The 24,891-nt window shown below is 41.6% G+C and carries 22 protein-coding genes and 1 other annotated feature; of the genes, 5 read left to right on the top strand and 17 right to left on the bottom strand.

Annotated features, from left to right (window positions below; translation table 11 throughout):
* Window positions 1–42: 42 nt before the first annotated feature.
* The 7 genes from BM003_RS07380 to BM003_RS07350 form a co-directional block, all read right to left on the bottom strand.
* The gene (locus BM003_RS07380) at window positions 43–1,086 is read right to left on the bottom strand and encodes a sensor histidine kinase (RefSeq protein ID WP_177184694.1); all 1,044 of its coding nucleotides are present in this window, start codon (window positions 1,084–1,086) and stop codon (window positions 43–45) included.
* Window positions 1,083–1,757, bottom strand: a complete 675-nt coding sequence (locus tag BM003_RS07375; protein WP_093671646.1) for a response regulator transcription factor — start codon at window positions 1,755–1,757, stop codon at window positions 1,083–1,085. Before BM003_RS07375 ends, BM003_RS07380 begins: the two co-directional genes overlap by 4 nt.
* A 17-nt stretch (window positions 1,758–1,774) precedes the next feature.
* The gene (locus BM003_RS07370) at window positions 1,775–2,377 is read right to left on the bottom strand and encodes a response regulator transcription factor (protein ID WP_093671644.1); all 603 of its coding nucleotides are present in this window, start codon (window positions 2,375–2,377) and stop codon (window positions 1,775–1,777) included.
* Complete coding sequence (locus BM003_RS07365) at window positions 2,374–3,510, bottom strand: sensor histidine kinase (RefSeq protein WP_093671642.1); 1,137 nt, start codon at window positions 3,508–3,510, stop codon at window positions 2,374–2,376. The genes BM003_RS07370 and BM003_RS07365 overlap by 4 nt, the downstream gene beginning before the upstream one ends.
* An 83-nt stretch (window positions 3,511–3,593) precedes the next feature.
* Entirely contained in the window at window positions 3,594–4,322 is a 729-nt protein-coding gene (locus tag BM003_RS07360; RefSeq protein ID WP_093671640.1) for an AAA family ATPase, read from the bottom strand.
* Between the two features lie 10 nt (window positions 4,323–4,332).
* Window positions 4,333–5,088 carry a hypothetical protein gene (locus BM003_RS07355; RefSeq protein WP_093671638.1) on the bottom strand — a complete coding sequence of 252 codons (756 nt, stop codon included), beginning with the start codon at window positions 5,086–5,088 and terminating at the stop codon, window positions 4,333–4,335.
* A gap of 255 nt (window positions 5,089–5,343) precedes the next feature.
* Window positions 5,344–6,603: a coiled-coil domain-containing protein gene (locus tag BM003_RS07350; protein WP_093671636.1), complete on the bottom strand. Its 1,260-nt coding sequence runs from the start codon at window positions 6,601–6,603 to the stop codon at window positions 5,344–5,346.
* 326 nt (window positions 6,604–6,929) lie between these two features.
* On the opposite strand from BM003_RS07350, the gene BM003_RS07345 reads away from it, so the two are divergent.
* The 3 genes from BM003_RS07345 to BM003_RS07335 all read left to right on the top strand — a co-directional run bounded on the left by BM003_RS07345 (window position 6,930) and on the right by BM003_RS07335 (window position 10,664).
* Entirely contained in the window at window positions 6,930–7,436 is a 507-nt protein-coding gene (locus BM003_RS07345; protein WP_093671634.1) for a hypothetical protein, read from the top strand.
* A 406-nt stretch (window positions 7,437–7,842) separates the two neighbouring features.
* Window positions 7,843–9,801 carry a lipoteichoic acid synthase gene (ltaS, locus tag BM003_RS07340; protein WP_177184703.1) on the top strand — a complete coding sequence of 653 codons (1,959 nt, stop codon included), beginning with the start codon at window positions 7,843–7,845 and terminating at the stop codon, window positions 9,799–9,801.
* A gap of 137 nt (window positions 9,802–9,938) precedes the next feature.
* Window positions 9,939–10,664 carry a metallophosphoesterase family protein gene (locus tag BM003_RS07335; RefSeq protein WP_177184693.1) on the top strand — a complete coding sequence of 242 codons (726 nt, stop codon included), beginning with the start codon at window positions 9,939–9,941 and terminating at the stop codon, window positions 10,662–10,664.
* A gap of 256 nt (window positions 10,665–10,920) precedes the next feature.
* Here the strand turns inward: BM003_RS07335 and BM003_RS07330 are convergent, their stop codons facing one another.
* From BM003_RS07330 to BM003_RS07285, 10 genes are all read right to left on the bottom strand, one after another.
* Window positions 10,921–11,154 carry a YtxH domain-containing protein gene (locus BM003_RS07330; protein ID WP_093671628.1) on the bottom strand — a complete coding sequence of 78 codons (234 nt, stop codon included), beginning with the start codon at window positions 11,152–11,154 and terminating at the stop codon, window positions 10,921–10,923.
* A 170-nt stretch (window positions 11,155–11,324) separates the two neighbouring features.
* Window positions 11,325–12,575 carry a tyrosine--tRNA ligase gene (gene tyrS, locus BM003_RS07325; RefSeq protein WP_093671626.1) on the bottom strand — a complete coding sequence of 417 codons (1,251 nt, stop codon included), beginning with the start codon at window positions 12,573–12,575 and terminating at the stop codon, window positions 11,325–11,327.
* An 89-nt stretch (window positions 12,576–12,664) separates the two neighbouring features.
* Window positions 12,665–12,882 (bottom strand) — a binding site (T-box leader).
* Between the two features lie 199 nt (window positions 12,883–13,081).
* Entirely contained in the window at window positions 13,082–15,283 is a 2,202-nt protein-coding gene (locus tag BM003_RS07320; protein WP_093671624.1) for an ATP-dependent Clp protease ATP-binding subunit, read from the bottom strand.
* Window positions 15,284–15,456: 173 nt separating this feature from the next.
* Window positions 15,457–15,894, bottom strand: a complete 438-nt coding sequence (locus BM003_RS07315; RefSeq protein ID WP_093671622.1) for a universal stress protein — start codon at window positions 15,892–15,894, stop codon at window positions 15,457–15,459.
* Window positions 15,895–16,489: 595 nt separating this feature from the next.
* On the bottom strand, window positions 16,490–18,733 hold the full coding sequence (locus tag BM003_RS18090) for a CDP-glycerol glycerophosphotransferase family protein (protein ID WP_281242877.1): 2,244 nt from the start codon (window positions 18,731–18,733) through the stop codon (window positions 16,490–16,492).
* Window positions 18,734–18,848: 115 nt separating this feature from the next.
* Window positions 18,849–19,937 carry a CDP-glycerol glycerophosphotransferase family protein gene (locus BM003_RS07305; protein WP_245734143.1) on the bottom strand — a complete coding sequence of 363 codons (1,089 nt, stop codon included), beginning with the start codon at window positions 19,935–19,937 and terminating at the stop codon, window positions 18,849–18,851.
* Between the two features lie 67 nt (window positions 19,938–20,004).
* Window positions 20,005–20,403, bottom strand: a complete 399-nt coding sequence (gene tagD / locus BM003_RS07300) for a glycerol-3-phosphate cytidylyltransferase (RefSeq protein ID WP_093671618.1) — start codon at window positions 20,401–20,403, stop codon at window positions 20,005–20,007.
* A 240-nt stretch (window positions 20,404–20,643) separates the two neighbouring features.
* Window positions 20,644–21,072, bottom strand: a complete 429-nt coding sequence (locus BM003_RS07295; RefSeq protein WP_093671616.1) for a GtrA family protein — start codon at window positions 21,070–21,072, stop codon at window positions 20,644–20,646.
* Window positions 21,041–22,054, bottom strand: coding sequence for a glycosyltransferase family 2 protein (locus BM003_RS07290; protein ID WP_093671614.1), 1,014 nt, complete (start codon window positions 22,052–22,054; stop codon window positions 21,041–21,043). Before BM003_RS07290 ends, BM003_RS07295 begins: the two co-directional genes overlap by 32 nt.
* A gap of 145 nt (window positions 22,055–22,199) precedes the next feature.
* Entirely contained in the window at window positions 22,200–22,832 is a 633-nt protein-coding gene (locus tag BM003_RS07285; RefSeq protein WP_093671612.1) for a hypothetical protein, read from the bottom strand.
* Window positions 22,833–23,096: 264 nt separating this feature from the next.
* On the opposite strand from BM003_RS07285, the gene BM003_RS18085 reads away from it, so the two are divergent.
* Window positions 23,097–23,285, top strand: coding sequence for a YjcZ family sporulation protein (locus BM003_RS18085; protein WP_093671610.1), 189 nt, complete (start codon window positions 23,097–23,099; stop codon window positions 23,283–23,285).
* 180 nt (window positions 23,286–23,465) lie between these two features.
* Window positions 23,466–24,785: a hemolysin family protein gene (locus BM003_RS07275; RefSeq protein ID WP_245734151.1), complete on the top strand. Its 1,320-nt coding sequence runs from the start codon at window positions 23,466–23,468 to the stop codon at window positions 24,783–24,785.
* The last annotated feature ends 106 nt before the right edge of the window (window positions 24,786–24,891 follow it).

Below are 24,891 nucleotides of genomic sequence, written 5' to 3'. Positions count from 1 at the left end.
CTCGAAATAGCTTACAGTTTAAGCAGCAAGCTTACACTTTCGTCACGTTGCTGCTCTGCGCCCAACTTCCGTGTAATCAACATGATCTGGAAACTCCAAAATGACTTCCGTTCCCTCGCCCTGCGCCGACGTTATGGATACATGATGGCCAAGCTTCTTAGCCAACGTTTGGACAAGATAAAGTCCGATCCCTGTGGCATGCTTTGTTTCTCTTCCGAGCGATCCGGTAAAACCCTTTTCAAATACGCGTCGCAAATCTTGCGGCGCAATACCGCATCCATTATCTTTAATACGTAATCGACTGCCTCGTTCTAATCGTTCACCCGTAATCGACAATGTTCCATGAACATCCATATATTTCAATGCGTTGGATATGATCTGATCAATAATAAACTGCAGCCATTTTTTATCTGTCAGCACTTGAATCTGCAGACCACGCCTATCTACCTTAATCTTTTTAGCGATAAACAGCTTCGCATTTTTCTTAAGCAAGTAGTCAATGATCGACTGCATTTTATACTCACTGATTAAATAATCGTTGGAAAAACCTTCTGTTCGTGAATAATAAAGTGCTCGCTCCACATCACGATCAATCGCATCAAGTTCATCTTCAAACTTATCAACGAGCTCATCTTTGCTTTTGTCCACGCTCGCGGCGATCAGCATCTTTCCTGCCGCAATCGGTGTTTTCACTTCATGAACCCAGGCAAGAATAAAATCTTTATTCTCATTGATATCCGATTGTAATTGATGCATATGCTGCCGATGATTCTTGTCTATTTTACTCAATAGATGAGCCATCGCTCTCTGTTCGTGCGTCTTGAAGTCAGGGATGGTAAATAATCGGTCCCTCTCATAGCGTTCAGCCACTTGTTTCAGCACTGACAGATAACGCGCTTTTCGATAATAATCAATGAGTAAAAAAACGATAAAGAAAAAGAACAGCACTCCATGCAGATACAGAAGATCGCCGAGTTTCAGTCGCAATGAAGGTACGACAGTCAGAAAGATTGTAAGAAAAGCACTAGAAGTTATATAATAAACGAACCATAATCTTTGATCGCACAAATAGTTAGTTATTTTCATTGCAACTGATAACCTTGCCCTTTTTTCGTTTTGATCCATTCTTTCATACCAAGCGTATCAAGCTTTTTACGCAGCCGTACCATGTTTACTGTCAACGTGTTGTCATCAACAAAGCTTTCATTTTCCCACAAATCGCGCATGATCTGATCTCTGGAGATAATTGATCCTGCGTGTTTCATGAACGTGTGCATCATTCTGAACTCATTTTTTGTCAGTTCAATTGACTGGTCATGGTACATGAGTACATTCTCTGTGAGCTGAAGCATCGCGCCATGATATTCCAAAACTTGAAGACTGCTCTCCATATACGAATAGGTCCTTCGGAGCAGCGCGTTAATTTTTGCTGTCAATACATCCAAATTGATTGGTTTGGTGATGTAATCATCTCCGCCCATATTCATCGACATGATTTTGTCCATTACCGTATCACGTGATGAAATAAAGATAATCGGTACATTTGATAGTGTGCGAATCTTCTGGCACCAATAAAACCCATCAAATACAGGAAGATTGATGTCAAGCAAAATCAGCTCGGGTTGATAGCTGATAAAGCACGCAACAACCTGCTCAAAATCAATTACAGATTTAGTATCGAACTTCCATTTTTCCAATGTTTCTGCAATCATCTCACGCATTGTTGAATCATCTTCTACGATCATTATCTTAAACATTCATAGGCTCCTCTCACCTAGATCCATCCGTTGTCTTTCGCCTTTTTTGCCGCCTCTTGTCTCGAATGTGCATCCATCTTTTGAATGGCCGTTGACAAATAGTTGCGTACCGTGCCTCGTGTTAGATGAAAATGATCCGCGATCTGTTGTGTCCCGCAACCCGAATAAGCCTGACGCAACACATCCTGTTCTCTCTCAGTCAGCGGATTTTCTTTGGCAAAATAGAACGCTGTCGCCAGCTCAGGACTAATAAACCTGCCTCCATTGTTTATGAGTCTCAAATGCGCGATTAAGTTATTTATCGGTTCATCTTTCAGTATGTATCCGGATGCGCCCGCTTTCATCGCGCGTTCGAGGTATCCGGGACGTGCGAATGTTGTCACGATCACTACTTTACAACTGGAGCATGATCGTTTTATTTCTTCAGCAACCTCTAAACCGGTCATTCCAGGCATTTCAATATCCGCAATTAAAAGATCAGGCGTTTGTTTTTTAATTAACTCAACTGCATCTCTGCCGTTTCCAGTCTGACCAATGACCTCAATATCATCTTCCATTTCAAGCAACTGGGCAAGTGCTCCGCGCAGCATGCCTTGGTCCTCGGCAATCACCAGTCTCATAGACCCACACCAGCTTTCTTCTCATTCAGAGGTAATGAAAAACAAAGGGTTGTACCGCTCTCTTCAGTTAAAAAATCAACTGTGCCACCGACTAACTGCATACGTTCACGCATGGTATGCATACCGCTTCCCCCTGAAAGCTCTTTGCCAATTCCAACCCCATCATCTTTAACTTCCAGAACCAATTTTGGGTACTCAACTCTTGCATCAATGCGACAATGCTCTGCCGCACTGTGTCTTGCTACATTTGTGATTCCTTCTCGCAGAGCGAGGCTCAGCATCGTCTCATCAGACGACTGCTGAATCTGAGGCCATGTCTCCGGAGAACATATTGTGACAGAGATGCCCTTCATTTCGAGAAAACGTTTTGATTCATTAAGTTCCTCCGTCAACGAATGATGCCTGTTCGAGGAAACAATCTCCCGAGTCTGACGCAATGCTGATCGGGTTATTTGTTCAATTTCGCCGATTTCTCTTCTCACTTTGTCCCGGTCCTGATCTATGAGCCGCAGAGCAAGTTCACTTTTGAGAACGATCATGGTCAATGTATGCCCTAACGTGTCGTGCAGATCACGCGCGAGACGATCGCGCTCCTGTTCCTTTACCAGCGTCACAATCTGTTCATTCGCGTGATCCAATTGATGGTGCAGGTTTTTGGTTCGTTCGTGCATAAAAACAGCTGTCGGAATTACCGCTTCTACCAGTAAAAAGACAACCTGGTACGGGTTATCAAATGCAAGCGGATCTCCATTAACAACCAAAGCTACAGTCAAATATGCAATAATGAGTCCAGCAATACCAATTACTAGATTCCTTACGTGTTCAATATAACCAAACAGAAACACCAAGCCAATAGCATAAAACATCATGGACGGATCCACAACAATAGAAACAGCGGTTAACGCTGCAATCCCGAGCAAGAAATGAAGGAGTAGTGCCAGATAACCCAGCCAATACATCTGCCGAAACACATAAATGAGTATAATACCCGTGATTAAAGCGGTGACTTTGCTTGTTAGATTGTCATCTTGCAAAGCATTGATGAAATATTGAGGAAAAATGATCAGTATCCATAGATAGGGGTAAGGACCTGTCGATTTTGGAAACAGCTTCACACCCACACTTCCTTTCATACATACCGTGCATCCCTTTCTCTAGAATACGCACAAATCGTCATTCCGTAAATCATCCAAAGCTATTCTATTCAATCATTTTTTCAATTATCATTTATCCAAGCGTCAGCAAATACATTTAGAAAAGGTAAGTTAACCCTTTTGGCAGCCTGAATCCAATTTCGTTCATTCTCATTTAACACAATCTTCCCATGAGACAGAACATGAATGTGAAAATGCGAAAAATGCCTGAGATCATCAATCCGATGTGTCGCAATGAATATGGTTTTCCCTTCTTTTTCCTGAAGCAAATTGATTTGCTCTATAATTTGTCTTGCAGCGTAAGAATCTACTCCGGCCGTCGGCTCATCAAAAATATAAAGCGTTTTATCAATTAGACAGTACAGCAGAATGGTAAACCAGCGGCGCTCCCCCGGAGACATTTTGCCGTATTGCATTTTCCAGAGATACTGGACCTTCTTGAATGAGTCCCTATCATTCTCCATTCTTTTCTCAAACAAATGAGGATTCATATCTCCGAATCGATATTGTCCACTGGAACAGAGAATCAGTTCTGCCAAATCCTTGCCACAAAGCGTACTTAAAATCGGCACGCCTTGGATTTGGTATATAAGATCCTTTTCCGGCACTTTATCATGGATCTGAGCGTCGGTACGAATCAATCCGGATACCACATCGAAAAGTGTCGTTTTTCCTTCTCCATTCTCACCGAGCAGAACATTTATAGATTTTGGCATGATGTTTATGGATAGATCGTCAAAGATGATTTTGTGATTCTTAGGGTAATGGTATGACAGATGATTAATCAACAACAAGAGCACCTCAATTTCGAAAAATCGGTAATATTTTCATACGTTTTATAGAAAAAAGTCCGATCATTAAATAGATACAGGTTGCTAATACCATTACAGACGGTGGTGAAAAAATGACATTAGGAAAGATACGAGACAGAAGCGCCCGGCCAACCTGTGACGCATAGTCAATTGGATTGATAATCGTAATAATATGGTCAACAGTGGCTATTCCAGAAAAATCATTCCATGTTAGCGCAATAAAAAAGAATATAAGTATGTTCATGATTGGTTGAATCGTTTCTTGGCGGACGTTCAATGCGACGAAAAACAAGAAAAGCGCATAAATCGGAAGCTCGCAAATGAAAATCATGGCGAGCGTAATCCAAAGAAGCGTGATGAACGGGAGAGAAAAAAATACACTGCACACTATATCGAGCACCCAGGTGGAAACAAGAAGTACTATTAACTGTGAACTATACTTGGCTGCGATAACTGTCCATCGATTGCCTGAAATAAAAACAAACTGCTTCAGAAATTGATCCTCGCGCAACATAACGATTGCCGGTCCACTGCCTAACAACGCATAGAGCACAATCATGTATCCAGTCCAGAAAAGAATCATTTCCATGGTGGGTAATGGTTGAGGTTGTTGAAAAATTTTACTTCTCATAGTGTAACTAATCGAAAAAAGCGGCACACCAAAGGTAAAAATGAAATTGATTTTATAATAAAACATCACACGCAGAAAATGCTTAATCAGAGGAATACATTTTATAATCAGCAATAGCCCCACCTCCTAAAGAAAAACGATAAAAGTTATCTACGTTATCCGTTTTCTCCTCTATAAGAAGTGTAGGCGGTCTGATGCATCAGTGCCAGTTCCAACAATCATAAAAAAAACATGACAGGTGTCATAAACGTCACAAATAACTCAGGCAGCGTTGATAAAAATTTTAGTTTCTCTAAGATTAATATAAAATAAAGAGGTACGGGAGCTCTTTCTCCCGTACCTCTTTATTTTACATAAGAACAAAACCAATTAATTCAAGATTCTACGAACCACACCGCGGAAATGGGAACTCCAATATGAGTTGCTCATGCTGACAACAGCAACCCCTGAGCTGCTTTGAGATCCGATAAAACGTCCGCCACCAAGATAAATGCCGACATGTCCATTTGTTTTATATGTATCAAAGAAAACAAGATCACCAGGTTGCGCTGATGCGTAGCTTACCGCCCTGCCTTGGCTTACCAATGCACCAGTGCTTCGTCCGACACCGATACCATTAGCGGCAAATGCTGCATGAACAAATCCTGAGCAGTCAAATTGTCCGGTTGACGGATTCGAAGCGCCAAACACATAAGTTGACCGACCAATATATTTATTGCCGTATCCGACGATACCCGAAATACCACCAGTTGCAACAGATGCTGACAGCCCAACGGATTGAGTGTCTGAATTACTTGACGCACCACCATTGTTCGATGGTGCAGCCTTCGTATTTGAGCTGCTCGAATTACTCGAATTGCTTGATTGATTCGACTCACTGGATTGGTTCGGATTATTCGAAGGATTATAGGAAACCGGCTTAATTGATGCGCGTTTCAGATCGTCTGCCGCACTCGCTAGAGAGGCAAGCTGAGCAGATACACTATCCTGCTTATTATCCAACGCCTTCGAAGCGATTCTCTTCTTCTCCTGAAGAGCAACAACTTCTGACAGTGTCTTTTTCAGCTTTTCCAAGCTCGCCACATTAGCAGCTTGTTTTCTTTCGACGCTTGCCTTCTTCGTCTTCACCGCAAGCTGGTCATTTTTCTGATCTGTAATTATTTTTTGGTCTTGATTTGTAATCGTCGTGAGTGCGAACGTACGATCAATAAAATCACCGAAGTTCTTAGCGCCAAGCAGGACATCCAAATAATTAACGGATCCACCATTCTTATAGATGGAAACCAACCGATCATTAAGTAACGCTTTACGATCTTCAATACGTTTATTAATTTCTGTAATTTCCGCTTTCAGTCCGTTGATCTTATCGTTCGTTCGATTTATATCGGATTGGCCATCACTGATCTCACTTGTCAATTGCAACTGTTTCTTGTTCATGTCATCCATTTCATTTTGAATCGCTTGCTGCTGCTTTGTCAGCTGATCCTTCAATGATTTTTGTGCGGCGGTTTTGCTATTGATTTCGCTTAATGATGGTGATGCGTATGTAACAGATGGAGCTACGGAAGTGTATGTCAGTCCAAACGTCAGTGCCAATGTCACGGTTGCTTTTTTCTTATTAATTTTCATGATCGGCCTAGTTCCTCCCAAAAACAATCATTCTCTTTTTTTAGTGTTTCCTCTATGACTTTTCTATTATTTTCTTTTTATCGACCTTTTTATTATAGCACCCTATCTTTTGCAGCTGATATTAAGCTTATATGTCTTTATGAAACATAATTGTAATATTAGCTCGATATTTCACGAATAGAATCGTTTATCTTTTGTAATTATTTTGTAATATAATTATTCTTTTGATAATTTTGGTTTATTTCGTAAATAAATGCTAGGAATAGGACAATTTGATTGATACATACATTAGCCATGTGAAACAAAATGAGTGTGGAGGTGAGACCATGTTCCTTGTCGCGGGATCGGTTATGCTGACTCTCGTCCTCTTTAATCAGCTCAGGGAAAAGCCTTTAACCGGGAGACTGTACCGACAGCCTCTTGCCCTGCTAATATGCGCAAGCTGCGCGCTTTCCACCATGCACGCACTGCCTCTCATCGATTGGTGTATGATCGTGGCGACACTCTTGTTTTCCTTTGGTCTAGGCTTGATTCAAGGTCGGTTCACCCCACTTCTGAACCATGATGGTGCATGGTATTTAGCAGGATCCATCATGTCGGTACTGATATGGTTTCTTTCAATACCCATTCGCTTTGCGCTTAAATACGTTTCCATACACTACCTGGCGTCAACACCTTCGTTAAATGGATCCTCAAGCTTTATTATTTATTTCATTTTTGTTGCAGGATTTTTATTAGGTCGCTACAGCATGCTGCTGCTCAGATATCCTTCTTTGCTAAAGAATGTAGGTCAAAACGAGCAGAAATTGAAGCGTCTCCGCGAAGTACGCTGAAATCAGCCAAATAAACCATACTTTCCAAACTACAGAGCAGCTTATTTAAGCGCCGCTCTGTTTATTTGCGTCCAATAGTTAGCAGTGCATAGTTAATTAAAATTCCACTTACTTCCTATATAATTGTCAAATTTCAACATAAAACGAACTTTATCTTATTGAATGAACATCTTAAAAACGAAGAAGTGTGCCTGTATCTTGACTTTTATTTAAATTGAATTAGAATAGTTGAAGGTTTCAAGTGTCTTTTTTTTTACACAATAGTAACATGAATTAATCTGCTTCTGTATGATATAATTTAGAATTATTGTGATCTCTAAAAACTGAGAGTAATACTCTATACGATCAATTTTCGTTTCCAGGAGGTTGAACAAACGTGAGGCATTTGTACGCTGCAAGTCAACGTATGCTATCAAAAAAATATACACTCTTCTCGCTCACGGTTATCTTATTTTGGCTGAAAACTTATTTTGTCTATTTGACCCAATTTAACCTTGGTGTAACCGACAAGATGCAGCACTTTCTGCTCTTCATTAATCCGATAAGTTCTGCACTTTTGTTTTTAGGAATTGCCGTCATTTTTAAAGGACGATTGCAGCAATGGCTTCTAATTATCATTAGTTTCCTGCTTTCGTTTTGGCTTTATGCAAATATTGTTTACTATCGCTTTTTCAATGATTTCATTACCTTCTCGACAATGACCCAATCGACTGGAAATGCTGGTGATTTAGGCGGCAGCGTTGTTTCGCTTATGAGTGGGCTCGACGTATTTTTCTTTTCGGATACGCTGATTATTCTCTTACTCGTTCTCTTTAAAGTGACCCGCCCTTTTACTGCGCGCTGGAATATTCGCGCGATCTTTACCGTATTTGTGTCTGCTGTCATGATTTTTATCGTTAATTTAAGCTTAGCTGAAACAGATCGTCCGGAATTGCTCAGTAGAACATTTGATCGAAACTATATTGTCAAATATTTAGGTGCTTATAACTTCGCTATCTATGACGCAATTCAGAATGCACGCTCAAATGCGCAACGAGCAATGGCGGACAGCAGCGACATTAATGATATTCAAAACTTTACAAAATCAAATTTCGCGGCACCTAATCCGGAGTACTACGCGAAGGCAAAAGGGATGAATGTGATTTATATTTCCCTTGAATCTCTGCAAAGTTTTATTATTAACTACAAAATGCCCGATGGAACAGAGGTCACTCCTTTTCTAAATAAGCTGGCTACAGGTGTCGACAATACGACTTATTTCAAAAATTTCTTTCATCAAACCGGATCAGGAAAGACATCCGATGCCGAATTCATGATGGAAAATTCTCTCTTTCCTCTTTCTCAGGGCCCTGTTTTTCAAATGAAGGGATTTAATGCGTATCAGGCTGCTCCCGCAATGATGAATCAGCGCGGATACGAAACAGCCGCATTTCATGGTAACGTTAAATCGTTCTGGAATCGCGACCAAATGTATAAATCACTCGGTTACGAACGGTTCTTCGACTCAAAATATTACGATATGAGCGCAGAGAATACTAAAAATTATGGAATGAAGGATAAGCCCTTTCTTAAGGAAACGATGCCTTATCTGACTAATTTAAAGCAGCCTTTTTATAGCAAACTGATTCTATTGTCCAACCACTTTCCATTCGGGATGGATAAAGAAGATACAACGTTTAAACCTGGGGATTTTGGAGATAGCGTCGTCAATAATTATTTTCAATCGGCTAATTACATGGATCAAGCCATCGAGCAATTCTTCACAGATTTGAAGAAATCCGGTCTTTTTGATAAGACAGTTATTGTCATGTATGGTGATCACTATGGTCTTTCTGAAAATCACAATGACGCTATGGCTAAAGTGCTGGGTAAAGATCAGATCACACCATTTGATAACGCTCAACTCCAGCGCGTGCCACTGTTCATTCATATTCCAAAAGTAGCTGGCGGCACCGTATCTACTTACGGTGGCGAGGTAGATGTTCGTCCAACATTAATGAGTCTTCTTGGTATCAACACGAAGAATTACATCCAGTTTGGCACCGATTTATTTTCCAAACAGCATCACCAGATCATTCCTTTCCGCAACGGTGATGTCATTACCAATAAATACTCCATTGTTGGCGGTGATGTTTACGACAATAGCAGCGGTCAGAAGGTTGAGGCCTCGCTAGGAAAGCCCTATGAAGATGTTGCTAAAAAGATGCTTGATTACTCGGATAAGGTTATCTATGGTGATCTGCTTCGCTTCTACCATCCGAAAGGATTCGTCCCGCCGGATGTGTCAAAGATTAATTACAACACGGATCAGAAGATTCCACCTGATTCTAATTATGGTATCTCTTCCAACGGTACAAAAAAATGACGAAAAAGCCCTTAACCGGGCTTTTTCTTTTGCCTTCATCAATGGATCACAGCAAGTTAAGTAAATAAATTGTGATTCGTTCCATATATTTTTTCTTTGTTTCTACTAATGGTTGCATAATAGAATGTAACTTGTCTATGATAGTTATAGAAAGAGAGGTTATCGGTTTGCAAACAGTCAAACGGTTGCTTGTGATCAGTGATATGCATGGCCAAATCGATGCGTTTAACGCGTTGTTGGATAAAGTAAACTATACAATGGAGGAGGATCTTCTCTTCTTACTCGGGGACTACGTCGACCGAGGAAATAATCCTAAAGCAGTCATAAAAAAAGCGCGTGAGCTTGAAAAACAAGGTGCCGTTACGCTTAAAGGGAATCATGAGGCTATGATGGAAAAAGCCCTCGTCGATCGGGATCTCCTAGCCGTCTCACACTGGGCCCAGAACGGCGGCGCGCAAACATTGTCAAGTTATGGACTGTCTATTGAGAACGTATATAAGGAAATCCAAGACGGAACCTTAACCCTTCCTGATGCGCTTCAGGATGATTTAGAATGGATCCAACAATTAAATGTGTATGCAGAAACTGAACATTATTTCTTTGTTCACGCCGGGGTCGATCCTGAAAAAGAGATCAGTCAAACCGATCAGGAAACCTTTTTATGGATTCGAACGCCTTTTTTTGAAGGATATTGTGGCGAAAAAACAGTGATTTTTGGGCATACGCCCACCATGAATCTTCATGATTCAAGCGCAGTTTTCTTCGGTGAAAACAATATCATCGGCATCGATGGCGGTTGCGTATTCGGCGGACAGTTAAACTGTCTGGAATTGCCCTCAAAAGCAACCTATAGCGTAAACTAATAATCCTTCCAGCCCCGCACCAAATTAAGTCTTTTCGAATTTATCTAATCGGCTTATAGGGCGGCTTGCGAATGTTTACTTAACACAGCGCACTGCGGAAAAAAGCTCTTCATACAGAGAATAATCTGTATGAAGAGCTTTTTTACTTTCTTAAGGAAACCCCTGTGGCGGACCTAGACATGACCGTCGCGACGGCGCCTTCGCCTGAGCCAAAGGCTTGACAAAGATAAGTATTCTAAACGTTTACGATTTCCAATCAACTATATGGTTCATTATCCTTATTTAGAAGACTTGTTGTTGCCTGCTTCACTTTCCCAACACCATTGTCTACAAATTCCTTCACGGAAAAATCTTTGCGAATTTCCGCTCCTGATTTTGGGGCAAAAAGCAATGCAATGGAAGCGCCAATCGCACCGCCGACAACTCCGCCAATCACCAGCTCTTTAAAACCGAGGCTGCTGCATGAACATTTCTCGTTTTCCGAACCCATTATTACAGACCCCCTTAGTGGCTCAAGCCAATTTGGCACCTTCCACATTTGTCAAAATTATAACTACTACCGTACGTATAGTATACCATGCGGCATCATCCTACTGCTGTTTTCCCAAATTTAATTTGAACAATCCATAATCAGTTGCTCATGCCTCAATCATAAAATTATTAGAATTGAATCAATGTGTACTTCTTTTTACCGCGACGCACAATCAAGTATTCATCATCAATACGGTCATCCTGCGTTAATAAATCGTTCAGATCGGTTCGTCGGTCCCCATTTACATAGATTGCCCCATTGGAAATATCTTCACGCGCTTGGCGCTTGGAAGTCACAACACCCGCATCAACAAGTAGATCAAGCAATTTAACCGGTTCTTTTGAAGGCGCATTGAATGTCGGTACATCCCTGAACCCTTGTCTAATCTCCTCACCGCTAAGCTGAGAAACCTCACCGCTAAACAACGCTTTTGAGATATGCTCCGCCTGTTTTAATGCATGTTCACCGTGAACCAGAACAGTCATCTCTTTTGCAAGAGTTTTTTGCGCCTTGCGTTCTTCCGGATGTTCCTCAACTTCCTTTGCCAGTGCCTCAATTTCATCCTTCGTTAGGAATGTAAAATATTTCAAGAAATTCACAACGTCATCATCTGAAGCGTTGAACCAGAACTGATACCATTCATACGGCGTTGTTTTTTCGGGATCAAGCCAAATGGCACCACCCATCGATTTGCCAAATTTTGTGCCGTCACTCTTCGTAATCAGCGGAAAAGTCATCGCAAATGCCTGTTCTTCATGACCACGCTTGCGAATCAGTTCCAAACCAGCCGTAATGTTGCCCCATTGGTCACTGCCTCCGACTTGCATTCGGCAATTGTTTTTTTCATAGAGGTTGAGGAAGTCATAGGATTGCAGCAGCATATAAGAGAATTCAGTAAACGAGATACCTGCTTCAAGTCTTGTCTGAACAGAGTCTTTCGACAGCATGTAGTTCAGCGTAAAATACTTGCCGACATCACGAAGAAACTCAATTGCGGACAGTGGGTTCAGCCATTCCGCATTATTAACAAAGGTCGCCCTGTCATCTTCAAAATGAAGAAAGCGATTCAATTGATTTTTCAAGCTCTCCGCGTAGCTGGAAACAACATCTTTCGTATTTAACTGACGTTCTGTTGAACGGCCACTTGGATCACCAATCATACCGGTTCCGCCGCCGACAACTGCGATCGGATGATGGCCCGCCTTCTGCAAGCGCATCATGATCACAATGACGAGTAAATTTCCCGCATGCAGGCTGTTGGCCGTCGGATCAAAGCCGCAGTAGAACGACATTGGCTTCTTAAGTGCTTCTCGTAATGCCTCTTCATCCGAAACCTGATTAATCAAACCTCGGTACTTAAGATCATCAATAATATCCATATCTGAAACACCCTTCCACAGTTAACTTGAGATTTTGCCGATTAATAACCGACTGCTTAAAAAAGTGAAGACATAAAAAGCGCTCCTCAAAAAGGAGCGCTTATCGCACGGTACCATCCTCATTGACTGCAAAAGAAATACAGTCACTTAATTGAACATTAACGGCTGCAGCCGTCTTCTGTTACTCGTCTTCACAGAAGATACTCAGGGAGGTAATTCGCTGCGCCGTTTGCTGCAAGGCTCTCACCAACCGCCTGCTCTCTGAAATACAAATTCGACCGCTACTTGTTCCCATCATCGTTTATCGCTATATAGTGTATTGCCATTTTGCCACTTTTTTCGACTCATGTCAAACATTAGAAAAAACAATCAACTGCCCAATGAATCGATTGGACTTTTTCAGTGGCTTCTCGCTAATCCCGCAGAGATTTCGCACCTGTGCGTTTTTATAAAGAAAGGCACTTGCGACATGAGTTGCTCGCAAGTGCCTCTTCTTACTCATTCACTTATTCTGTTGTAACTTTGATTTCTCCATCTACTTCATCAACGTTCATTTTCTTCGCGTTGTCATGATCGAGAAGCAAGTCGGAAATTTTATCCTCGACTTTTTCTTCAAGTACCCGGCGCAGCGGACGTGCGCCAAACTCAGGATTGTATCCAAGATCGGCAAGTTTCTTCTTCGCCGCATCTGTAACCATCAACTCGATGCCCTGTTCAGAAGCAGCTGCGCGAATATCGCCAAGCATCAGATTGACAATTGAGAGCAGGTCGTTTTTCTTCAAGGAATTGAATTTGACAATCGCATCCAATCGGTTGAGAAACTCAGGTTGGAAGTAGTCTTCGAGCTGTTTAATCATGTCTTCTTGGCTGCTTGTTGCTCCAAAGCCGACCGATGCGGATTTGTTCTTAATTCCGGCATTGCTCGTCATAATAATTACTGTATCTTTGAAGCTAACTGTTCTGCCTTGGCTATCGGTCAAACGGCCATCGTCGAGAATCTGCAGAAAGATGTGCATGACATCCGGATGCGCCTTTTCAATCTCATCCAACAAGATAATACTGTATGGTTTACGACGTACTTTTTCAGTCAGCTGTCCGGCTTCGTCATGACCAACATAGCCCGGAGGCGCCCCAATGAGACGAGACACAGAATGTTTCTCCATATATTCACTCATATCAAGCCGAATCATGGAGTTGCGGTCACCAAACATTTCTTCAGCCAATGTCTTAGCAAGCTCTGTTTTTCCAACACCAGTAGGTCCAACAAAGAGGAATGAGCCAATCGGGCGCGTAGTTTTACGGAAGCCCGTACGGTTACGCCGGATTGCGCGTGACACCTTTTCCACTGCTTCATGCTGAGCGATTACTTTGGCGTTAAGTCGGTCAGCCAAATTACGCATTTTATTCTGTTCATCAGATTGCAATTTACGTACCGGAATGCCTGTACGTGTCTCAACAATTTGTTGAATAAGTTCAGCGTCAACAATTGCATCTTTACCTGTAACCGGCAACTCAGAACCATTTGATTTGATCTTTTCCAACTGTTCGAGCTGTTTCTGGTATGCATGCTCCTGATCACGCAAACGTGCTGCTGTTTCAAATTGTTCATTTTTGGTTGCTTCAGCTTTGGCAGCAGAAATTTCATCGATTTTTTTCTTGACGCTCTCTGTATCTACCGGAGTCAGATTTAAGTTGACCTTGGATCCTGACTCATCCATTAGGTCAATCGCTTTATCCGGTAAAAAGCGATCCTGTATATAGCGCGCTGACAGTGCGACACAGGCCTGAATCGCTTCATCTGTATAGTGGACATGATGATAATTCTCATATTTTGACTGGATACCCTTCAAAATTTGAATGGTCTGTTCCTGAGTCGGTTCATTGACCAGTACCGGTTGAAAACGACGTTCCAAAGCAGCATCTTTTTCAATTTTACGGTATTCATTCAATGTTGTAGCGCCAATGATTTGCAACTCGCCACGAGCGAGGGCCGGTTTCAAAATATTACCTGCATCCATAGTGCTTCCTTCTGCTGAGCCGGCGCCAACAAGTAAATGAACTTCATCAATGAATACAATACAGTTCTTCCGTTTTTGAAGTTCTGCCATTAACTGCTTCATTCGCTGTTCAAATTGACCTCTAATCCCCGTCCCTGCAACAAGAGAAGCGATATCGATCAGATATATTTCCTTATTCGCTAGCTTTGCAGGTACTTTTCCTTCAATAATTTTCAATGCGAGTCCTTCAGCGATTGCCGTTTTACCAACACCAGGTTCGCCAATAAGAACCGGATTATTTTTATTCCGTCGATTCAACGTTTCAATGACAAGTTGGACTTCCCGTTCACGACCAATAACAGGATCTATTTTTCCCTGTCGCGCTTCTTCAGTCAAGTTCTGTCCGATTTTATCAAGAAAACCTCCCCGACGACCACCGTTGCCGCCACCAGGTGTTTTTTCATGCAACCCATTGAAATTCATTCCATTTTCCTGCGCTGTCTTTTCACCGGAGGCCATTGATGGTTGAATCAAGTTTCGAAATAAATCATCAAACGGTGACGCGCCTCCCTGAAAAAATGAAGGCATATTAAAGTTATTTTTCATTTTCGAATAGCACTCCTCACATAGATGAAGGTGTTTTTGTTGTCCATTGATAATGACATTCATCTCTACCACCGCTTGGTTTACTTTACATTCATCACAAAACATAAGATCAAACCTCCTTCAGTTTGATGTACTGTCAATTTAGATCTAAATTATTTTGACCTTTTCTGACCTTATGACTATATTATAGTCTGACCTTCTTTGACTTTCAAGTATAAAATAAAAAACCTTTGCGAAGTTTTCACTCGCAAAGGTTTTCACATATCACTATTGCATTATTATTTCACGATCATAACTGGGCATTTTGCGAGTTGAAGCACTTTATTGCTGACACTCCCAAGAATCATTTGTCCAAAAGCACCCATTCCTCTATTTCCCATAATAATCAGATCTTTTTTGGTATCGTTCGCATAGTCGCAAATTTCTTGTGCCGCAATGCCATAAAGGTGCTTTTTGCGAAAAACAGCAGATGTACCCTTAGTTGCTTTTTCGATGGTGTTGTCCAGCATCTGATTTCCTTCTCTTTCTTCAACCTCTTTAACATCCGCATCCAAAGACGGACCTACCATGGAATAGAAAGGGAAGTAGACCGGAGAAGGGCTCACGTAAAGTAATGTAATCTCAACATCTTTCTTTCCGGAAGCGATCGAGACTGCTTCCTGAACCGCACGAGCGGCAGGTTCAGAACCATCAACAGGAACAAGAATCTTAAACATACTCACCACCAACCTTTCCAAACTCATTAGATCAATCATTAACTACACTTATACTATACCACTTATCAATTAAATGTAAGCGCATTTTCGCATGAAATCACACCATTTTATGACATTTTTTCTACTTTTTCAGAATTGAACAAACAGTTTCGACTGGTTCACTGAACAAAGAAGCTCTAAGTTAGAAAAACCGAACATAAAGCGCACGGTCCTTACTTCCGCAGGATGTGATAACTTTCGCGTTGCATATAGGACGTACTTCCACAGGATGTGGTGGCGGAGATTTTCCGGTTATATGCATCCTGGCGCTTGTTTCACAGGTAAATAAGGGTAATTTTTCCGCTTATACACAGAAAAACCCTCCATTTTCACGTTTTTCGATGCGATAAGCGGAATTTTTCCGTCTATTTAAGCTATTTTTTCGTTCATTTTTCAAAATAAGCGGAATTTTTCCGTTTATTTCTCAGATTGGGCGCTTACCTACCGCCCAACCGAATCTTATGACCCGCTTCGATCCTTAGCCAAGACACTTGTTTATCGGTTTGATCTTGTAAAAAAAAAACCTTCGCCTGAAGTCAGACGGAGGTTTCGATAATTATTTAAAAACAGTTTTAACGACCTTTTCTGAGGAATGGCCGCTCTCAAGCGAGCAGAATTTCTGGAAAAAAGCGTCGAATCGATCTGATACGGTGAATCCTGAAGCAGCAATGTTTCGAATTGCTTGAATCACTTCTTCTGATGTCAAAACAATTGGGCCTGGAGCCTTTTGTTCAAACTCAAAATAAAATCCGCGCAAATGATCGCGATAATCCTCGATATCATAGGTGAAGAAAATCATCGGACGCCTTAAGTTGGCGAAATCGAAGAACACTGATGAATAGTCCGTAATTAGCAGATCGGAAATCAGATACAGCTCGCTGATATCTTCGTGATGTGAATAATCATACGCAAATCCCTCAAATTCAGACAGATCTAGATTGTCAGCAATTAAATAGTGCATGCGCATGATAATAACGTAGTCTTTGCCAAGTTCTTCCTGCATGCGATGAAGATCAAGATCTAACTCAAAACGGTAGCGACCTTTACCGTAAAACTGATTGTCTCGCCACGTCGGCGCGTAAAGAATAACTTTCTTATCCTTAGGTAATCCAATTCGTTCCTTAATCATGTCAATTGTTTCCTGATTATTCTTCTGATATAAGAAATCGTTGCGCGGATATCCGGATTCAATCATTGTATTTTCAAATCCAAACGCACGGGCAAAAATTTCTGATGAATAAGCATTCGGTGAGATCAGGTAATCCCATCTGGCGGATTCAGCAAGAAAATTATGTTTATATTTTTCAGTATTGGTACCAGGCATATGCACTTCTTCCATATCAAGTGCCAGTCGTTTCAGCGGCGTGCCATGCCAGGTCTGAAGATATACTGTATGCTTTGGTTTGGACATCCACAACGGTAGACGAACATTAGTCACCCAGTAATTTGCCCGAGTCATAAGCATCAGCCATTTTAACGAGAAACGTTTAACATAGGGGAGTTGATGCTGCTCGAAGAGATCCGTATAGTTGGCGTTAGCACTCCAAATCAATTGATATTCCGGACAATGTTCACGCATATACTCGTAAATAGCTCGAGGATTACAACTATATTGACGCCCAAAGAAGCTCTCAAACATGACTAAATTTTTCTTCATTGGGAGATGTGACAGCATCTGAAACGTACGGTGGTAGAGTGCGGTAAACGCCCGGCTCTTCTTAACACGATTCATTCCCCGTCTTGCTTTGCCCTTCAGTGCCTCCTTGATCGTGTATGGAGCAATACGGAAAGCAAGACTATGATTGCGATTGCGCTTCACAATCAAACTCTTCTTCATACCATTGAGATTAATGATATGGCGCCCGGTAATCACCTTTCTCCTAGCAAGGATACGGACCGGTCGTTCTGAATATAACATTCCATTTTTCTTATGGGTGAGTTCCAACCTGAAATACAGCAGCATTGGTTCCGCTATATCAGCAAACTGACTCGCAATCGGCTTCAGATCAATCACTAGTGAGAAACCCGCCCAATCGTAGTTTCTCCCTATAGACTTCGCCTCTTCAGTCAAATCCGGTCGTTCAACATTCTCTGCCCGCCATTCTGCGATGACTTCTTCCTCGCCAGTAACAAGCATTACCTTTTTTTGGATATCCGGCTTCGCTAATACATCGGAGAATGGAAAAACAACGTGGCCTTCGAGTGAAAGCATAAAATTTCTGCTGATCGCTGCCCGATCAATTCTCGCCATAACATGCACTTCTTCAATACGCAGCGAAAGGCCTCTTTTCTTCGTATAAAAGGGAATGAGCATCTTGTCCAGTTCTTCATCATAAAGACTAAAAAGGTCAAGTGATTGAAGCGGTCGAAGCGCGTGCAAACGGATAGTTAGGTGAAAAGCGTCTTCCAGCTCTTCACGCTCTGCAACAGGTACTTCATCCGTTTGTGCTTCATCCAGTTCGGCATACACTTGATCCAACAACAGTTTGTCAACGGACACTGAAACGAAGAAATCCCAATTATCTCGTTCAAACAACCGTTGCTGAATCGGGCTAAGCGAGACTTGTGTCTTGGCAATCCAATAATCATTTTCATCCTTATTTACAGAATTTATTGGAAATGCGAATGATGTATCACCAAAGCGATCACATAGCAAAAGCTCCATTTGCTTTATGTACTTTTCATCTGCCATCGGATTAATCCGAATCGTAATCGTCCATTTCTCCGGATTTGCTTCAAAAAACGTGATCCGTGGTTTCACTATTTTTTTTATTTTTTTCTCAGCTTGTTCACTGATCATTTCCCCTGTTCCTCCTAGATATAGTAGGATCTATCCATTTATTTCAATTATTTTCTTCCTAGGTAAACCGAATCATTCACTTTTACCGGCGAAGTTGAACCCTTCAACCAGTTAATCACTTATTTAAACAACAGGTTAAATAATCAACTACCTGGCTACTGGATTGACCTGTAGAATAGCGATTCCATTTTTCTGAAAAAGCGGCGATTTGATTCAAATCAAATACGTTTCGCTTTATTATTTGAACCACTTCTTGGGTGGAATGCGCAATCGGTCCGGGAACCGCCTTTATATAATCTCCCCATAATCCTCTACTTCTTTCATACGCACTAAGATCGTACGGAAAAAAGATCATCGGCCTTTTTAATAGTGCGTATTCAAATGGAATAGACGAATAATCTGTCACCAGTAAATCTGCACCAAGTAGCAGTTCGTTCACACTGTCCCATTCGGACCCGTCAATCACAAATTTTGGGTTTAAGCCGCTAAAATCCAATTTTCCTCTTTCGGCAGGATGAAGCCGAAGCAACAAAACATACTCATTGCTCAGCTCCTTTTCCATTATTTTCAAATCCAGTCCAAAGTTGTCTTCTTCCATCGGATGATCTCTAAATGTCGGTGCATATAAAATTATTTTTTTTTCTCGCCGCAACGGCTGCAGAGATTTTATCATTTGCTCTTTCTTTGTCAAGTCAAAAAAAAGATCGGTTCGTGGAACACCCAAATGAACAAAATGGGTTTCATCTAAACCGAATGACCGCATAAAAATTTTCTCCATAGCATCGGAACCGACTACAATCTTGTCGAAGTGCCGATATACGGCTGTAAAGCGAACTTGCGCACGCGCTGATCTGAGAGCAACTGAACGGTCTTTTAAGCCAAACGTTTTAAACGCCCCACAGGCATGCCAAAGCTGTATACATGTAACTTTTTTTTTGAACGTCGAAACAGACAGAAAACCATAGTAGTTATCAACAATAACAAGTTTCGCCGTCGCAAGATGGTAGGCGGACCGTATCATTAAAAGTACATTAGTAGTCTCAAATGGGATCACCAACTCGCCTGTTTTTGTAAAATGGGCAAGTGTCGCTTTACCACGGCAAAGAAAGACAACGTCCGTTTTGATTTTTCTATACATCATTTCATCATAAACAAATTGACTATTATCTGTATAGGAACAGACAAACACCACTTTGTTTCGCAATGAAAAGCCCTTGCAGATCGTAAATATAATTTTGAAGAAGAAGAGATAACAGTTGATCAGAAGTTCTTTAGCCATTTTTTACAGAGAACAAATCATGTTTAATCTTTGTCGTAGAGATACCTACCGTACGCGGAAGATAAACGACCTCACAATAGTCCTTAAGAAAATCGAATTTTCCCTTCCAATCGTCGCCCATAACAAATACATCCACATCATTATTCTTGACGTCGGAGACTTTCTGGTCCCAATCTTTTTCCGGAATGACTTCATCAACATAACGAATCGCTTCGAGAATCAATTTTCTGTTCTCATAGCTGTGATAAGCTTCTTTATGTTTCACTGCGTTAAATTCATCTGTTGAAAGGCCGACAATTAAATAGTCGCCGAGTTCTTTCGCACGTCTCAATAAATTTATATGCCCATAGTGCAATAAATCAAAGGTTCCATAAGTTAAAATTCTTTTCATTTTAATTCGCTCTCCTTAAGTTCATAGTGTACATAAACTCGTCAAATCTCACTTGATTTCGATTGATTAACGATGTGCCTATTCTACCCTAACAGGTACCTCAAATAAGTGAAAATCGTGGAAAAGATAATTTGGAAAATACTCGCCCATTATAGTTCCAAACAGACCTTAATTCAAATGCACATATGAATACAAGCATTCTACATTTTGCGTCTCTAAATGTCAATGAGCGCGTTGTATTTACGCTTTAAACACCCATAGTTTACTCAAAATGAAATTAATGCTTAATCCAATGGCTGTACTGATCAGCTTATTGACATAGAGCGGTAAAAATAACATGCTGCGCATCGCAAGCAAGGTGACCCCTAATACAGCAACATTCAGCACAACAAATCGGATTATTCGTGAGAAAGATCGCTCAGATTCAGCAAATGTAATTTTTGAGTTCCACAGGTAACTGTTCAACATCCCTGCTCCATAGGACGCAACTTGAGCTGCCGCATAAAAAGTGGAGAAAAAATGTGTAAGCAGGAAAAAGACAATAAAATCAACAGCCGTATTGCTGACTCCGACAAAACCGAAAATGAACGCTTGCTTGACCCAGCGCCATTTCGAATGCTCTGCATTTATCTTTTTTTTATCTGATATTTTCCGGATATGGTCGCTCATGGGACAAAGGTTCCTTATCGTTATTTTCATCATACATCGTATTAATCTCAATGGTATATCGTGGTCTTTTTTTCGTTTCAGTAAAGATCTTACCAATGTATTCACCAATTACGCCGATTGCGATCAGCTGCATACCTCCGATGATCCAAATTGATAAAATAAGAGAGGTCCAGCCGCTTATCGTATGATCCATCAGCCAATTGAGAAACGCATAAACCGCGATTCCGCCGCCGACCAAAACAAGCAGGAAGCCGATGCTCATAACTAATTTGATTGGTGCGATACTAAACGAAGTGATTCCGTCGACAGCAAATTGAATCATCTTCTTCAATGGATACTTTGATTCACCTGCATAACGTTTCTGACGATCATAATAAACTTTAGCCGATCTGAAACCAAGCAGTGGGATGATGCCCCGAATAAACAGGTTTTCCTCTTGGTAGCGCATGAATTCCCGCACTGCTCTTCGGCTCAGCAATCTGAAATCTGCATGGTTCTGAACCAGGTTGACCCCCATCTTTGCGATCAGTTTATAGAATGCAAGTGCGGTATACTTTTTGAAAAAGGTATCTTGATCGCGTCCTTTTCTCACCCCGTAGACCACATCGTAACCCTCATAAAACTTGTTGACAAAGGTGCGAATTGCACGGACGTCATCCTGCAAGTCAGCATCAATGGTAATCACACAGTCCGCGTGATCGCTCACTGTTTCAATACCCGCAATCAATGCATTTTGGTGACCAAAATTCCTGCTCAGCTTTAATCCGTGAATTGCTGAGTCAGCTTCGCTTTGAGTACGAATCAGTTGCCACGTCTTGTCTGCACTGCCATCATCAACAAACAGAATAAAGCTTTGACTGCTTATTATTTCCTCATTAACCAGAGATTCAAGTATTTTAGTCAACACTTTTATCGTCTCCGGGAGTACCGCCTCTTCGTTATAGCAAGGAACGACAATGCTTAGCAGCGTTTCTTCGTTCATAACACCCGCCATCTTTCTTTGACTAAATACCGACTTTTCGATCACTCAATAGTCACGTATTGGATTACGATTGTTAGTATACCGTAGCATTTTGCCTTCGAAGGCAAAATGAAATTCTTTTCATATGATCTCTGCCGAATTTCAATTACTGATGACGAAGCACATTAATAGCTAAACAGGACCAGCTCTCCATACGTTCAAAAATCGCTGGTTCGGTTAATTCCGGCAGCGTCTTCCAGCTGCCTTCTAGTTTATCCTTCTCTCGCACAGCTACTTCGGCGTTCTCAGGCAAGGCCACCACAATAAGAACGCCAACATGAACTTTGCCCACTTCCGTCTCATCATCATTAATGATGCCAATCGTTTGAATCTTTGCCCCATCTGCGTTGCTGAGGATCAATTCCTCATTAATTTCCCGATCTAAATTTTTCGCGAGAACCTGCTGAAAATCTTCCGCATCCTTTACTCTATTCATGTGGCCGCCCACACCAACGGAAAGTTTGCCGTAGAGCCGTTCTTCACCGCCTCCGCCTAAACGCCTGTATGTAAAATAATGATTATTCTTCTTAAGTACAGCGTAAGGAATAGGCTGCTTATACGCCGGATTTTCCTCCGCGTCGCCACGCCGCATCACCGTAAAATATTGGGACATTCGTTTTTTTAATTCTGCAACAGAAGCTTCTGCTCGCTCCGTTCCCTGAAAGAGTAAACGATCCACTCCTTGTCCGAATAGGTCACTTCTTTTAACCACAATGATTTGTTCATCCATTTTTCCCATAACTATACCTCCAAGTCACATTCTCTATCACAAGGGTGGGTGAATTGCTTGTACTTGTCAAGTTGCTTCAATGAAAACGATCTTTGCGTCCGTTTACCCCGAGCTTAACATGTACTGAATGGCGCTATAGTTTCCTTATCTGCTCTCATTTTCAGTTCTTTTTATAAGGCAAACGTACATCTGCAAGGATTGGGCGTTTTATTCATCGCCAAATGTCCTTGAGCAACATAGTATATCTTATCACGTGATAAAGGAGTGACTTGAATGGGCAACTTTGGTTTCGGCGGCGGATTTCCGTCAAATGCTCCATACGGTGGTGCTAGTGAAGGCTGCGGCTGTGGCGGCGGCTATCCATCTTATCCTGTAGGTGGCGCATCCTGTGGCAGTGGCTTTGCGCTAATCGTCGTATTGTTCATCCTGTTAATTATCGTTGGCGCTGCATTTGTTTGCTGATTTAATGAAAGGATTATGAAAATACCCGGCGGAATCTGTCCGTCGGGTATTTTCAATACATAAACAGAAGAAATATAATTTGACCAGAGTTTCTCGTTCAAAATCGTCCACCGTTCATGTATAATAAAAAAAGTAACACTTGATTATCTAACTGGAGGTGACACCTGAACATTGACGACAATGTTCAGGACTCATTTGGACGATACCATTGGTATATTAATCGTCATTTTTTTAATTGCTTTAACCGCTTTTTTCGTTGCCGCAGAGTTTTCGATTGTTAAAATCCGATCAACTCGTTTAGATGAACTCGTCAAGCTCGGCAACAAACGTGCCATAGCGTCTAAGAAAATTGTGGATGATTTGAATGCCTATCTGTCAACAACACAGCTCGGTATTACAGTAACCGCACTCGTGTTAGGCTGGATTGGCGAACCCGCAGTCGCACATCTTTTCAATCCCGTTTTTCAATTATTCGGATTGAACGCTGCTATGATTCATACCCTTTCCGTTATTACCGGCTTTATCCTGATCACATTTACCAGCGTCGTGCTCGGAGAATTGGCGCCTAAGGGGATTGCGATCCACAAAGCAGAGCAAATTACTTTAAATATCGCTTATCCGCTCATTTGGGTCCACCGCCTGCTCTTCCCGTTTGTCTGGCTTCTGAATGAAATGTCTAATTGGGTAACTCGCATGCTTGGTATTAAACCGGAAGATCGCCATGACAGCGCCTTAACAGAGGGAGAGTTACGGCTGACTTTAGCCGACAGTTTTAAAAGCGGTGAGATAAGTCAAGGTGAATTACGCTTCATGACGCGTATTTTCGACTTTGATGAACGAACTGCTCGAGAAATTATGGTTCCACGAACAGAGATTGTATGCATTTATAAGGAGGATGCTCTAGAAGAATCTCTCCAAACGCTGCATAGTGAAAAGTTTACCCGTTTCCCTCTTGTCGAAGAGGATAAAGATCATGTTGTCGGCATGATTAATATTAAGGATATGTTCACCGATGTGCTGAATAAGGATCTTCAGCCTATGGAGCATTATATTCGCCCCATTCTATCTGTTCTTGAGACGACGCCTATCCGCATGCTGCTCGAACGCATGCAGAAAGAAAGCATACACATGGCGATTCTGACCGATGAATATGGAGGCACATCAGGGCTCGTTACCGTTGAAGATATTTTGGAGGAAATCGTTGGAGAAATTCGCGATGAATATGACGAAGCCGAAGAACCGTTAATTAAACGAATAAGTCCGGATCAAGCACTCGTTGACGGCAAGTTACTGATCTCGCATGTTAACCGGCAATTTCAGATTGATATCGAGGAAGAAGGCATCGATACGATTGGCGGTTGGATGCTGGCTGAAGAGCCGAACGTTGAAGTTGGTTCGACTTTAAACTATGATCACGTGACTTTTGAGGTTACTGAAATGGACGCACATCAAATTCGGAAAATCATGATCACTAAGATCAAAGCCTTAACGAATAATTAAAAACCTTGGCTTTGCCAAACCTCTGGCGAAGGCAAAGTCTTAGTTGTGCCAGACATGGATGGCTAAATGTCGGATGTCCACAGGACGTACTTCCGCAGGATGCGGT

This window comes from Sporolactobacillus nakayamae, assembly GCF_900113325.1.
GTDB classification, from domain to species: Bacteria; Bacillota; Bacilli; order Bacillales; family Sporolactobacillaceae; genus Sporolactobacillus; species Sporolactobacillus nakayamae.
The sequence above is the reverse complement of the archived record's forward strand: the minus strand, read 5'-3'. Positions and strand labels throughout refer to the sequence as shown.

Excerpts from the sequence above, each read along its gene's own strand:
- ltaS (WP_177184703.1), top strand. The coding sequence starts at position 7,843 with ATGCTATCAAAAAAATATACACTCTTCTCGCTCACGGTTATCTTATTT.
- BM003_RS07330 (WP_093671628.1), bottom strand. The coding sequence starts at position 11,154 with ATGGGTTCGGAAAACGAGAAATGTTCATGCAGCAGCCTCGGTTTTAAA.
- BM003_RS07285 (WP_093671612.1), bottom strand. The coding sequence starts at position 22,832 with ATGGGAAAAATGGATGAACAAATCATTGTGGTTAAAAGAAGTGACCTA.
- BM003_RS07315 (WP_093671622.1), bottom strand. The coding sequence starts at position 15,894 with ATGTTTAAGATTCTTGTTCCTGTTGATGGTTCTGAACCTGCCGCTCGT.
- BM003_RS18090 (WP_281242877.1), bottom strand. The coding sequence starts at position 18,733 with ATGATCAGTGAACAAGCTGAGAAAAAAATAAAAAAAATAGTGAAACCA.
- BM003_RS07365 (WP_093671642.1), bottom strand. The coding sequence starts at position 3,510 with ATGAAAGGAAGTGTGGGTGTGAAGCTGTTTCCAAAATCGACAGGTCCT.
- BM003_RS07335 (WP_177184693.1), top strand. The coding sequence starts at position 9,939 with ATGATAGTTATAGAAAGAGAGGTTATCGGTTTGCAAACAGTCAAACGG.
- tagD (WP_093671618.1), bottom strand. The coding sequence starts at position 20,403 with ATGAAAAGAATTTTAACTTATGGAACCTTTGATTTATTGCACTATGGG.
- BM003_RS07350 (WP_093671636.1), bottom strand. The coding sequence starts at position 6,603 with ATGAAAATTAATAAGAAAAAAGCAACCGTGACATTGGCACTGACGTTT.
- BM003_RS07380 (WP_177184694.1), bottom strand. The coding sequence starts at position 1,086 with ATGAAAATAACTAACTATTTGTGCGATCAAAGATTATGGTTCGTTTAT.
- BM003_RS07320 (WP_093671624.1), bottom strand. The coding sequence starts at position 15,283 with ATGTTTTGTGATGAATGTAAAGTAAACCAAGCGGTGGTAGAGATGAAT.
- tyrS (WP_093671626.1), bottom strand. The coding sequence starts at position 12,575 with ATGGATATTATTGATGATCTTAAGTACCGAGGTTTGATTAATCAGGTT.
- BM003_RS07295 (WP_093671616.1), bottom strand. The coding sequence starts at position 21,072 with ATGAGCGACCATATCCGGAAAATATCAGATAAAAAAAAGATAAATGCA.
- BM003_RS18085 (WP_093671610.1), top strand. The coding sequence starts at position 23,097 with ATGGGCAACTTTGGTTTCGGCGGCGGATTTCCGTCAAATGCTCCATAC.
- BM003_RS07375 (WP_093671646.1), bottom strand. The coding sequence starts at position 1,757 with ATGTTTAAGATAATGATCGTAGAAGATGATTCAACAATGCGTGAGATG.
- BM003_RS07290 (WP_093671614.1), bottom strand. The coding sequence starts at position 22,054 with ATGAACGAAGAAACGCTGCTAAGCATTGTCGTTCCTTGCTATAACGAA.
- BM003_RS07370 (WP_093671644.1), bottom strand. The coding sequence starts at position 2,377 with ATGAGACTGGTGATTGCCGAGGACCAAGGCATGCTGCGCGGAGCACTT.
- BM003_RS07275 (WP_245734151.1), top strand. The coding sequence starts at position 23,466 with ATGTTCAGGACTCATTTGGACGATACCATTGGTATATTAATCGTCATT.
- BM003_RS07345 (WP_093671634.1), top strand. The coding sequence starts at position 6,930 with ATGTTCCTTGTCGCGGGATCGGTTATGCTGACTCTCGTCCTCTTTAAT.